Source organism: Stygiolobus sp. CP859M (assembly GCF_037389975.1).
GTDB lineage: Archaea > Thermoproteota > Thermoprotei_A > Sulfolobales > Sulfolobaceae > Stygiolobus.
The window spans coordinates 1-12,816 of sequence record NZ_JBBHKS010000019.1; the positions used below are offsets into that span (position 1 = coordinate 1).

Annotated in this window: 10 protein-coding genes and 2 pseudogenes; 3 read left to right on the forward strand and 9 right to left on the reverse strand. The window is 38.3% G+C overall.

Annotated elements, in window-relative coordinates:
* Positions 1–103, forward strand: a pseudogene (locus tag WIW72_RS08745) (IS6 family transposase); the annotation flags it as partial.
* Positions 96–377 (forward strand): hypothetical protein, encoded by a 282-nt coding sequence (locus WIW72_RS08750; protein WP_337721349.1) that lies wholly within the window; start codon positions 96–98, stop codon positions 375–377. The pseudogene WIW72_RS08745 and the gene WIW72_RS08750, both read left to right, overlap by 8 nt.
* 156 nt (positions 378–533) lie before the next feature.
* On the opposite strand, the gene WIW72_RS08755 is transcribed toward WIW72_RS08750, so the two are convergent.
* From WIW72_RS08755 to WIW72_RS08765, 3 genes are all read right to left on the reverse strand, one after another.
* Positions 534–1,376 (reverse strand): metallophosphoesterase family protein, encoded by an 843-nt coding sequence (locus WIW72_RS08755; RefSeq protein ID WP_337721350.1) that lies wholly within the window; start codon positions 1,374–1,376, stop codon positions 534–536.
* Between the two features lie 1,124 nt (positions 1,377–2,500).
* On the reverse strand, positions 2,501–4,567 hold the full coding sequence (locus tag WIW72_RS08760) for a hypothetical protein (protein WP_337721351.1): 2,067 nt from the start codon (positions 4,565–4,567) through the stop codon (positions 2,501–2,503).
* 445 nt (positions 4,568–5,012) lie between these two features.
* Positions 5,013–5,822, reverse strand: a complete 810-nt coding sequence (locus WIW72_RS08765) for a hypothetical protein (protein WP_337721352.1) — start codon at positions 5,820–5,822, stop codon at positions 5,013–5,015.
* 571 nt (positions 5,823–6,393) lie between these two features.
* Here WIW72_RS08765 and WIW72_RS08770 point away from each other — a divergent pair.
* The gene (locus tag WIW72_RS08770) at positions 6,394–6,711 is read left to right on the forward strand and encodes a type II toxin-antitoxin system RelE family toxin (protein ID WP_337721353.1); all 318 of its coding nucleotides are present in this window, start codon (positions 6,394–6,396) and stop codon (positions 6,709–6,711) included.
* Between the two features lie 754 nt (positions 6,712–7,465).
* On the opposite strand, the gene WIW72_RS08775 is transcribed toward WIW72_RS08770, so the two are convergent.
* The 6 genes and pseudogenes from WIW72_RS08775 to cas7b form a co-directional block, all read right to left on the reverse strand.
* Positions 7,466–7,642 (reverse strand): hypothetical protein, encoded by a 177-nt coding sequence (locus tag WIW72_RS08775; protein ID WP_337721354.1) that lies wholly within the window; start codon positions 7,640–7,642, stop codon positions 7,466–7,468.
* Positions 7,643–7,750: 108 nt separating this feature from the next.
* Positions 7,751–8,321: pseudogene (locus WIW72_RS08780) on the reverse strand (IS200/IS605 family accessory protein TnpB-related protein); the annotation flags it as partial.
* Positions 8,322–8,373: 52 nt separating this feature from the next.
* A complete protein-coding gene (locus WIW72_RS08785) occupies positions 8,374–9,702 on the reverse strand; it encodes a hypothetical protein (protein ID WP_337721355.1) in 1,329 nt (442 codons plus the stop codon).
* A gap of 481 nt (positions 9,703–10,183) precedes the next feature.
* Positions 10,184–10,918: a CRISPR-associated endoribonuclease Cas6 gene (gene cas6 / locus WIW72_RS08790; protein ID WP_337721356.1), complete on the reverse strand. Its 735-nt coding sequence runs from the start codon at positions 10,916–10,918 to the stop codon at positions 10,184–10,186.
* Between the two features lie 15 nt (positions 10,919–10,933).
* Positions 10,934–11,626, reverse strand: a complete 693-nt coding sequence (cas5, locus tag WIW72_RS08795; RefSeq protein WP_337721357.1) for a CRISPR-associated protein Cas5 — start codon at positions 11,624–11,626, stop codon at positions 10,934–10,936.
* A 6-nt stretch (positions 11,627–11,632) separates the two neighbouring features.
* The gene (gene cas7b / locus WIW72_RS08800) at positions 11,633–12,565 is read right to left on the reverse strand and encodes a type I-B CRISPR-associated protein Cas7/Csh2 (RefSeq protein WP_337721358.1); all 933 of its coding nucleotides are present in this window, start codon (positions 12,563–12,565) and stop codon (positions 11,633–11,635) included.
* Positions 12,566–12,816 lie beyond the last annotated feature (251 nt).

Consider the following 12,816-nt stretch of genomic DNA (forward strand, 5'->3'; position numbering starts at 1 on the left):
TAGGTGGTTATCAACATTCTTCCTAATATACAACATCCTTTACACCCCAACGTACTTGTTAGATAAGGGGGTGATAATAAATGTAAATATTTCAAATGAATGAAATTGTTGTCCACACTGTCTCTATCATAAGTAATATACAAATACCTTATGTGTCAGTTACCACGCCTATAACTACTAACAACATCTCCATGCCTACACTAACTACTACTCAGACTATTAATGCACCAATGAATAAAATAATTAATGCAGCACCAATGCATAAAATAGGTAGCTTGTTAAGAGCTTTTGAGAAGCACTTGTTCTTTTCAATATTAATAGTAGCTTTATTCCTGGTAATGCTGGCTGTTGTCGTAATAATATATGCTAAATATTGAATTTTATGTCATCATCTTCAAGGTAGTTTTATTAAGTAGAAGTACTTACACGATTGCAAAACCTTGTCATAAATACTGTTTGTTAATGAGGCAATATTTTCTTTCTTCATCTGAAATGGTCTAACCAAGCAATTACGTTATAAATAGAATAATAAGTTAAGTTTGTAGATTTAATATAGCGTTTTGTACGTAATCCTTAACCTTGAATTGAAATGAATAAGCGTTGATGAAAGTAATTCCATTTATCGTCATTTTAGGAGTTACTGAATTTTCGTGGAGATGCCCGTAAATGTAGTAGAGTATCTTGTTGTTGGGATTGAAGATTATGTCAGATAAGTCTTGTCCATCATAGGCGTTGAAAAATGAACGTTCTTTAACCAAATCCTCAAGTGGTGCATGATGTGTGTCTATTATGGTTTGCCTCCCCCTTATGTTCCTTTTTATCTTCTCCTTATTTTCCTTAGCGAAACTCCTTGATTCGACCTTTGTATATATGCAGTCGTTATGCCAACTTTGACAAGAACACTCATTCATTGTGCTGAGATAAATGCAATTACTCCTTATATACTCCTTGCTAAACCCGTAGGGGTTACAATTTTCATAATCGAAATCGGTATAGCCTGGGGCAAAAGAGTAATCATACCAACCTACATTGCCAACAACGTCGTAATCCCCTAACTGTGTCCTATCTGTAGCATCTAACAGTTCTACGTTATATTTTTCGCTTAGCTTGTTTATTCTTTCTATCTTACTGATGCTGTCTGTGTCTTTCTCATGTATCCATAAGTCGTGGTTTCCCAGAACTGTAATTACCCTCATTCTCTGATTAGCTTTCCTCAACTTTACGAAAAGTTTTTCTAGATTTCCCAGCTTTCCGTCAACAGTCAAGTCTCCTGAGATTATAAGAGCATCGGGTTTTACCAGTTTTATCCCCTCCAGTATTGTAGCTAAGTAACGTGATGGCATATGAATATCTGTCGTAACAAGTACTTTAGTCATTTAGTATGGATACGTTACCGGCATTTAAATGATTAATAGTACCTAATCTTAATTGTGGATAATATGTTTCAAGTAGCCCCATTTTAAGGATAGATAAATCATATTGCTTGCATTAGTTGCGAGACTTAACGAGATTCAGCTCTTTACCTTGAAATTTATAACTTATGAGTTTTATATTTCTAAAAATTTCATATAGTCAAAATAAATTGTCAACATTTCTAAACTAATTTTTCTAAATAGCATTAACTCTAGTAGATTTATACTAATCAGAAAATTTATCTAGATTATTCTCGAGTATATAAACTAATTATCATCGTGTATTTTCATGTGATAAATGGATTCACCTCATTCCTCTACAATACTTCAGGAAGAGTCGATTAGCCGACCTTTAACCAATTCGGTTATAAAATGAGTGTGTCATTTCTAGTCCTCAAGATCCCTTTCACGCTTGAGTCCGCAATGTGGAAGAAAATACATGATTACTAAAAATGGCCATTAACCGTCATCACTTTCACTTAAATCAACACGATATATGCAGACAATATGATGAGGTAATGTGTTCTACAGACATTGCTTACCATTTAAACAATATTATCTTGATATTAACTTTCACGATTATCATTTCCTTAGGGCGGAAAGGCTCTCTTTTCGGGTTCCACGACTGTAAATACAATCTTATTCCCTAGTCACCTTACAGATACTCGGACATTTTTACATGGGATTGGTATAACTGGCCAGATGCCCAGATGCTTCATGAACGGTTTATAGTAGTATCATATTTGAATTCAACAAGGAAGTATTAGCTATTTTTCTTTATAAAGAAATAATTTCATTAATCTATTATTTTCTACCTTAGTAGTGTTCCAAGTGGTAGCCAAGACATAATTGAAGAAATATTTTACTGAATTAACGTTCTCTGAAAAGATATATCATTAAATTACTTTAGATACTTCATTGCATACACTTTCAGAGATAGTGTTGATTTTGACGCTTATTGCTGCACCTCGAAAGCTCAATTTGGTATTTACACTTAATTCCATACACTTTGCAAAATTTAGTTACTTGAAAATTTTCTTTCCATTATTAGATATTATACAAAATAATGAATTTACAATGGATTTTACTTACCTTTTAGATATAATGACTACTACAATTATAGCGATAATAATCAGTACTATTATCAATGTTAACGCTGAATTATTTAGGGTACCATAAAATGTTTGACTCTGAGTAGTGGTTGTACTGTAACTTGACGTAGTAACAGAAGATTGGGTTGTTGTTTCAGAGTTAGTCGTGGTTGAATTAGTCATAGTTTGCGTATTATTAACCAACACTATATAATGCGGAAGCAGGAAGAAAGGTTGAGTAACAATTATTTCATCAGATCCATTAAGTACATATGTTGTCCCGTTCACATTTACAACTTTAGGAATTACTATAATCGAACCGTTATTATACCACCCTGAAATACTTCCGTTAGGTAGATATATATTTACCCAAAATTGTGGGATAGCTTTAATGTTAACTTGTAGTGGTTCATTCACAATAAATATCTGAGGCTGACTAAAGACCTCCAATCTCTCGACGGAACTCAAGTATTCGTATTTAGGAATTTCTATTGTTGTACCAGCTGGGTAGTAACCGCTTACAAGGGTTCTATTGGTACCGTTTATTACTGCAAGTAATGGTGATCCCGTGAAATTAACCTCGACATAGTATTCTACGATGTAAGGTATTTTAATTGACATCGGAGATTCAACAATAAAATTGAAAGTTTGAGTGATATTGTAGATCTCGTGTTGGCTTATCGGGATCACTTGCGGAAATACGTTAATTGTAGACCCTCTATTGTACCAACCGTTACTCAATTCTTCTTTAACTCCGTTTATATTAGCGGAAACGTTTAGATTTGTAGTTACATAATACTGCATAACATAATTGGCTATTATAGTATAATCCCCCGGTTGGTTTATTGTAAAAATACTAGAAGTAGTATTTCCATTTAGGGTCACTTCCTCCAGAATAAATCTGGAAGTACCATTAATGTATTTCACATTAACAAATGTTATATTAGCCGGTAAAGTAACGATATACGTTTTATTAGCATTGTGTATAGAGCCATTTACGTAATAAAACGGAAGTGTAGAAACTACGTCAATTTTGGCTATTTCAATCGGTTGTATTCCTACAAATTCAAGCAGCTTATTGAAATACGGATTATTCCAGAGCCCAAATGGGTCACCGTTCCAACCATTATAATTCCAGATGCCTATGAAGTTTATACCCATAGAATTTAGTTGAGATATTACGTCCTCGTAATAGTTTATGGTGTCCTGATATCCTGCAGGGGAATTAAAATCAATGTATGTTGTCGAAGCAGGATTATTATAGCCTTGAACATCACCGTCACGAAATCCTATTTCACCTATAAAGAAACTAATACCTTGTTGGTTTGCAAAATTTTCTAGATCTGAAATTAGGTTAACGTAATTACTTGGTATGCAAACTACACCATTCGCGTAGTTATATGAAGGATAGGGGTATACATCATACCCTATGTAGTTTAGTGTTATTCCATTAGATTGTAAATATTGGAAAACACTTTCCACTGAACTTACGCTTTGGCCCAGATCTGTGTAATAGAATAATTTAGCGTTAGGTAGTATCTGCTGTATTGCTGAATACACTTCGTAATAACCATTATTGTTTAAATTGTTCATCTCTGAGATTCCTACGACTAACTTTTGTCCACCATTTGTAACAGCAGCTATCTTATGAAGTGTGTATTCAAGCAAGACCATTTGAGCAGGTGTAACACTCGTTAAATACCCTCTCCAGTTATTAGTAGTTAGGAAGAAGTTAATGAACAGCAAGTTGGAGGAGTTATATAGCATATCAAGTTTAGATAACTGTTCGGAGATCCAATATTCATTGTTTCCATAATCTAACGCTTGCTGCAGTGAAACGTTTCCATTTCCTAAATTGTAAGTGTTAAAAGGAAAAACTATACCAACAACTAAATTCTGTAGATATGGTAATAGGTTTTCATATGTACCATTAGATGGACCCCAAGGTACTAGCCAGAATAAAAGTCGAGGATCACTCGAAACATTGTAAGCTAAAGAATAATTTACAGGTATTAAAGACGTTAAGATTAAAATTAGAATAATAAAGTTTATAGCTTTACTCATGTGTCATAGTATAACTAATATAATTAACAAAGTTTCCCTTTATGTAATTCGAATCAAATAGTAAATAATAGTAACTCCAATTAATTGTAGAATTATTCAATTACACCATAATTACACACGAGACTAGTTGTTAGTTTCTCTAATAACGTAGAAGACTAAATACTTTGATCATTACTCAGTTAATGCGACATGGAGTCTGGCCTACGAAGTTTAAAGATTGAACGTTTTCTTAAATAACGTAGTATCAATAATACGACAGCTCCTCCAATTAATAAAATGATGGTAAAGGGACGGAGGGGTATGAACGGGGCAATGCCCCGTGACACCGGTGAAGTCCAAGGGCTGAGGATTGGATACAAATTTCATGAAAATTCAATGAAGCCCAAACCCCTCTTAGCGGTGAAGTCAAACCCTCAAATTAATAAAAAGATTCGAGATTAGAAGCTTATCTGATAGTCTCAACTGCTACCTTACCAACGTTCTGATCCAAGTACCTCAATAACCTCTTGTTCTCGGCTAACTTCAGCGTCTTACTCCTTAACGTTTCCAACGCTACCCACGGTGCGTCCGGGTAATTTTTAGCAAGGTTCATAATAGCCTTATAAGTGAGGTGGAAATGTTTGTTCTTTCTCAAGATTTTGAGTAGTAATCCCTCAGGATCATCATACTCACCCAGGTTTGCCCTCGTTACTAAAGAATAGTAATCCTCCTTATACTTGACCTTGTAATTCTCCCTGACGTATTGAGGGAAGTTATATGAATAAGCAAAGGCTTCGAGCTTAGTGAAGTGTGTGGAGATTAAGTACCTCCTATCAGCTAAGAGGATAGCCCCCGACAATAAGGTGTACTCTCTGTTAAGCATCTTCCATTCGTCAAAGTACTCTTTGTCCCATACTAGCCCTACCCACTCCCTCAGTCTCCCTTTAGGCAGTCTCCTCAATATGTCGTAAATAAAGAGAAAATCAGGTTCTAAGTACTCTATCACTTTTTCGAACTCGTAAGCTTTCATTGTCGTAGCAATTTTATCGACTACCGCCCTTACTACATGAACGTTTATGTCATCCCTTATGAACCAGTCTATATAACCCTTCACGGTCACTAAGTACGCTAAAGCGTCAGTAGCTTGATCGAAGTAGTTAATAATGAAGTCCTTATCCTCGTCTAGATACTTAAGGATCTTATCGAAGTCAGTCTTCTCTAACTTAGAAAATTTACCTTTGCTCAAGATTTCCTCTAGCTCTTTTTTCCCTTCCATCATAACAAGCTATAAACTCAAGTATTTAAGGGTTAAAAGTGAGGCTAGCGCTAAGTGAGGACAATTAACACTCTATTTAACGATCTAATTGATGATAATTAAGTTACTATTGCGACTCGTATTGATAGTTTGAACGTCGACTGGATTTAGTTGAGCCCTTTCACTTTACTCCCGCAGACCTTAACTTCGCCTAGCCCTATTCCCCTGCTCTTCCCTACACTCAAGAAGTTGGAGTAGAAGAGCATTTTGAAAGTCACCCTCTTTAATTTTTCGTTTGTGTATATTTGCTACTAGGCATTAAAAAAGGATATGCTGATTACTCTCATTGAATTTTGAAAAATTGTTAAGTAAGTAGTATAAGCACTTATACTGGGATCCCGGCTTTCTATTCTCGTTAGAAAAATTGTATAAACTTCCAATCTACTGCAAAAAAATTCAACCCAAAGCTCTACGCTCTCCGGCCTAGGGTTGCTTAATATTTTTGCTTATATATTAGCTTAGTATTTAGCTTATATTTAAGATAATATACGAAAAGAGAAAACTTTTAAATACGTTTCCTAAATCTTTTAATGTGGTTTGTGAGAAGTGGGAATTGAAATTCATGTTTAGGAAGAGGATAACTAATCTTGAAGAATTATCGGAGTTTTTAGCTAAGGAATTTCCTCATGAAGAAGTTATAATGTTAATCTTTGATAAATTGCATTTACTCCGAGAAGACCCTAAAAAGTATGCTAAGGAGAAATTAAAGAACCAAACGGATAAGTACGGGAGGCCTTTATTCTCTATAGAAGTTACTGGAGACATAAGGATAGTCTATAGTTTTGAGCCAAAAAATTGTACTGTATTCATTTGGAGGATTGGGAAGCATAAGAAAGCTTACCGTTTCTAGCCCTAACTTTCTTAAGCGTTAATTCCTTTAACTTCTCTAATTCTTCATGACTTTCAATTGTTACGAAGTAATATTCTCCGTCTTTTCCGCTCCTCATATATATAAACTCTGCAAAGAGGTTATTAAAACATTTTGCTACACGCTAAGATATCTACGTATATCCTTTGTTTTGTTGCGATTCTCTTCTTTTATTCTTTAGCTGATGTAGAAACTAAAATATCTACAGTCTTATGTATTGAAAAAGTCATATGCTCCCCTGTTGAACAAATTTGTTCTTAGTTTTTTAATGATATACTTTCTACAATTTAAATAGGGAAAACACAAGTAATATATCTAGAACAATAAAGATAATTACGGCTATCGATACGGACCAGAAATATAACAAGAGAAATTATTAATGAACTTATGATGGTAAAGACAGTGTCAAATACCGAGGATATTGAGCCCATTATAGAGGAAGATGTCGCGAAAGTTTCCTCTGGGATCGAACTATACATTACGCTTGTAGTTGTTTTTATATCATAGTCAAACAATATATTTAATCTCTGCAGATCATTTATTAGTTTAATTAGTTCTTGATCAGCCAGTCTTACATTAGCATTATTAATATATTCTAACAATTTATTCAATAAATCTTAATTAACTTCTATTATGGCATGATTTATCTGATTAAATAAAATAATACTGTCGTTGTTATTAAAATAAATTTAAAAAAGGAGATAAATAATATCTCTTCATAGAAAATCGCATTCTTTTATATCATTGCTTTTTTCTTGGGCTTATCCACTAATACCATCTTTTCATCATTCTCGCCCAACACATAAAATAATGTTCCTTCTACTTTCAAATCCCATGTATGTTCATATATGCTTGTTTCTACACCTACATATTTTGCTAAAGCTAAACTTTTCAGATTACCGTTAGACAGCACTATGGGCTGTGTAGGCGGTAATTTTAAACCCTTATATATATCTTTTGTACACCTTCATAATAAACTTCCTCTATTGGCTTATATCCATCTGGCGTCAGTATTAAGTGTTTACCCGTGGCGTAACTTTTCCTTACTTTTAATTACTTCTAATTCCGTCACGCCCCTCTTAAGGGATCATACACAGTCACCCTTAACTCATTGGGGCTAGTCGAGGGAAACACCAATACCCTCCCATCCACCTTTCTTACCAAGTTAAGAGAAGCAATAGAATCCCTCTCCAAAAGAACTCCACCGCTTTCCAAGTACCTAGCGTTCACCTTCAGTACTTTTACACCCCCACCCTCGTGAGCAGTGCCCGTCATCAGGTAGGGGTTAAAAACCCTGATAACTCTCTCTCAACTACTTGCTTACCCTTCCTCAACTTCTCGCCGTTAAACGGGTTGATAGAGGAAGTATATGACTCAGAAACCTCCGCGACATCTATCGGCTGAGCTTGTAACTTCTCCACAAATTTAATAACACTCCACTGGTGAATCCTATGCCTAAGCTTATCATTTTTATCACCCTCCATCTTCTCCTTGACTTTAGAGGAAAACTTACCTACTACGACTTTAGCGCTCAAACTCCTAGCAAGCTCTGTTATCCTTTTTACAGTCTTCCTAAACACGTCAGTAAATCTTAATAAGTTACTACCATCCTTTAAAAAAAGTCGGAAAGTGTAGTCCTTGAATTTACCTTACAGTTTTCACATTGAACATCCGTCCGTATAACAAATCACATCTCAAATTTCTATCACGGATGCTCTCCGAAAGTTCTATTTCTACCTCAACATATTTCCCCTCTCTTTTGCCCCCTATAAGTGCCTTCACCTCACCCCTGGAGGAGTAAATGATCATACCTATCATCTTAAATAATGAGTAAGTCCCTAAACTCCTCTCGTATTTCGACTCTACATAATCATAAGAGAGCGGTGGGTTTAAGGGTTTTGCTTGTCTCCAATTATTGACTTTTTCAATCACGTCCTTATCATTCGAGACCAAATACATTTTAGTGTGTAAATGTTTTAGGTACTCCTCTACAATTAAATAATCGCAAAATGTCTCATTTGATTCAATCGGCAAAGACCTACCGAAACTAATTAATGACAAGTATTGGTGGTAAGCCAAACAAGCGAGCATCCTGACATTTAGGTTAGGGGGTTGTTGGGTACGGTTTAGGTCCGGGTTTACTTTTCTGCTCAACTCGTTTCTGAGGCAGTCCGAAACGTAAATTATTGGTTCTTCGTCATTAAGTAGCCTATAGGCGTCGACTCCATAGAAGAAGTTGGTGTCAGGCAATAATGCTTTGCCCCTCAACTTGTCCTCAGTACCTTTGAACTTCACGGACTTCAACCCTACCATTGTTTCCAACTGTCCAATAGAGGATCCCTTATTCAAATCATTCAGTATTTTACTCATCTTTTTAGCTTCCTGAAAATTGGCCTCATCGTCTAAATGTATAGTGAAATAATTCATGCTCACCCCTTCTCTGATGAACTGAAGGCTTAAGTCAGCCTGATCGAAGTAGTTAACGACTGTGGATAAAGCTGAGAGGAAGTCGTGTCTTGAAGAAAACTTGTTAATTGAAGGGAGGGTCTCGGGTAATTTTTTTACGTAGGGGCGACTGAACTTAAATTCCATGTTATAACTCTCGAACTTCTGCAGCCATCTGGGGACTTCCGGATAGGCACTCTTAAAATAGCCCGGCCCCTCTAAATAAGAAACTCCTTTCTTGTCACGGACTGCGATGATAGAGAAAGCTGAGGCCATCTGCTTAGTGCCCCCCGTAATGTCTATAGCGTCACAGTCGAGCTTAAGCTTCAAGTTCTCCGAATACGATGAAGGAGAAACGGTAATTATCTCGCTCTTAAGCCCCTCCACATTTTCTACGTACTGCTTAGTCTTATCTGTGACAAGGAAAACGACTTTCTCTAAATCAAAGTACTCCATATAACGCCTGATTACTGAAAGGGCTGTGTCTTTAGTAGTGCCCACCGTGATACACAAACTCTTCACTTCCATCCCTAAAATCGCACCTCGTTAGTAGGTATGAGGCTCTAGGTTTAAAAACTTTCTCGGATAATGACTTTGACTCCCCGGGGGATAAGGCTTTTCGCCCCCATTTTTTGTAAACATGGCGGGAATATTAGTTAACGTATTTTACATCTTTGAATTACATCTTTGAAAAACCGCTATACTCGGACAGAATACGAAGGATAACGCAATTGTAAGGACAAGATCTTGCCTTAAAGGTCAAGTAACCGTATTACCTAATAACCACCCTTACTTGTGACCCTCATCGAAAGGAGTTTGACCGCTTTTCCATCTCGTCACAAAAATCAGTTTTTTTACACAACGAAAATATCAGTCCTTATCAAGACTAAATGTAAATATCTTAAACCGGCGTCCTGAACTGCGGTCCCCTCCGTTTCGACATATATTTACCGACAGAAGAGAAAGGAGGTCTCCGTCGGTTGTCGTCCTGCAAGGTCACTCTCCTACCTCACTCCCCTAGCAAATTCCTTAAGCTCGTCCCTTCGAACTCCAGCATCCCAAAACCTTGGCTGTTCTTCACCCCTAAACCAGCCTCATACGCTACCCTCAATACAGTCAAAGCCCCGGTGAGTTTAAACTTACCCATTACCCCCTCTACCCTCGTACGCTTATATTTCGTGACACTCCTCCTCCAGTTCTCTACCCTGACCTCTAAATCGGTCTTAAACACCTTACCGGTAAGAGCTAACACTTTCCTCTTCATGTTTAACTTGATTAAGTAATCGTACTCTAACTGGTGCGGGAACAGATATCTACTCCCTTCAGCTGTCCTCTTCGTTACTACGACGGGCGACAGTGTGTAAAAAAGCCCTTTCGAAGCTAGCTCCTTGTCGAAGTTCTTTACTAACACCTTATCTACGACGAACTTAGCCTTATCTATAACGAACTCTGGGTTACTGTTTAAATATTCATAAAGGTACTTGACTACTGTGTCTAACGCCGAGGAAAAAGCGAAATACACGAAATCCCTATAAAGTAACTTCCCCTCATCTCTTCTATAATCTCCATATATTCTAGAAAAAGTGAACATCTTAAACCTCCTAGGGCCCTCCTCGACGCCTATGTCATGTAGGGACTTCCTAACTTTAGGAGGTAGGGCCTTGTAAAAGAAGGACTGTAAATAGTAGTTATAGTGGGCGTGTACGTAACCGCCCAAATACCTAGCCTTGATGTAGATCCTCACCGGCTTCATCTCCGGCTAAAGGAAGACTAAGTGCTTATTACCGCACCTGACCCCCTCCGCTTCACCGCTTTTGACCTTCACTGCTGAGCCGTCGGAGGGAAAGAAATAGTTGTGGAGCTTCCCCGACATCCTACCCTCCTCAAACCTCCGGGGCATACCGTATTCCAGCGTGATTACCGTCCCCGCCTCCACGCTAAAAGAAGCGGGTAATGCACCGTACACACTCTTCCCTGAAAGGTCCTTTACTTCCTCGCAATCCTCCACTGAGACTTTCTCTATCCACCCCAGCATCTCGGCCGTGCCCAAGGCTAAGGGGTACTTAGGACTCTTAAATGCCTCCTCTATCTCCTTGTTGTAAGTTATGTACAGCCCGTAACCTAAAAAGTCGCCCTTAGATGCTACAATGAACTCCTTCGTTATCGGAACTCTGTTACCGACACCCCTAAATTTCTTTACGTTAACGGAGTCCGTATCGAGGTAGTTCTCTCCGAACACAAGTTTCTTCAAAGGTGTCAAAGCTTCGATAGCGTAGTCCAAAGCGTCGAGTTCCTTATAGTAGGAATCCCTCTCCTTCCCGCTCACAGCTGCCACTATTCCCATGACGGTAGTCCTAGGCGGGAAATAGTAAGAAAGGGAGGTCGAGTTGGTGAACACTTTCCTGAAATGAGCCATCCTACCGTAGATTTCGACGTAAAGAAGTTTTTTCAAAGCTCCTCACGGGAACTTTACGTCCTTGTGCGGTAACTGTGTTGGATTGAGCCCTATCAAGGGCTTGCAGATCTCGCTGAACTCCTCCGCACACCTCAGGTATACCGTACCCTTGTCCTTAAGCTTGTTAGCTAGTACTGAAAGGTCTATACTTAAGTCGTCTAAGCCCCTTACGTTCTCCTTCTTTTGCGTCACCTTAACGAACCTCCTCAGGTCACCTAAGAGCGTGTCGGGGTCTTTGTGCTCTAACCTCAAGTACAATAGGGGATAATGCCCTATCTTACTCCTCGTCACGCTCTCCTCCATGATTGCCTCCCACAAGTAGTTGTCAAACACCTTCAGGTCCTTTTCCGTCACCATAGTCTCTTTCCCCCTCCTCCAACTGAACGCACCGTAGAAGGCAATAAGCGAGTAGTAAACCCTGTAGTCCTTCCCTATGTTACCCGCACCAGTATCCCTGCCAGAGAACAAAGACGTTATAGACCTAGTGTCCATCAGGTCTACTTTATGTAGAGAATAACCCCATGTCAGTTGCAAAGGTCCGGTATAAGAGATGGACTCGCCCTTTCCCTCGTCCTCTGACCCCTTTCCTTTAGACTTACCCTTCTTCGGTATGGTAGCACCGAATAACCTTACGTCTATGCAAGAGCTAAGTACTTTAGAGGGGTCGTTACCAAACATTTCCAGCCTATCCGTAGCGTCTTTATGCTTTCCGTCAACTTTGGTTACCCACACGTAGTCGATACCGTGCTTCATGATCACGTAGTCCCTGAAGAACCTTTTTAACCTCACGTCCGAAACGTAATTGGTCTTAGTCTTGGGGTCCATTCTGGGCCTGTTCTCGTCGTCAGGGTCTCCGTTAGGGTTAGCGTTCTTCACTTCGTACATTATTAAGTACTCTGAATTAGTCTTCGGGGACACGGAACTACTTCCAGACATATAGATTCATAGCTCAATTTGTTATTCACTTTAATAAATATTACTACATCATTAACACCCCCATGTACAATTCGTCAAAGGTCTTTAACGGGCGTCCTCAACGGGAAACACAGCTGACACTTCTGGCTCTCGAACAGCGTACTGCTCGCTCAAAGTCGGAAGGACTGTAAATAAGCCCCTCTCCGAGTAACCGTCACCCTGACACCCTTACAAGCCTGATCTAATCCTGCCCGTAACGGTTTACAATCCCG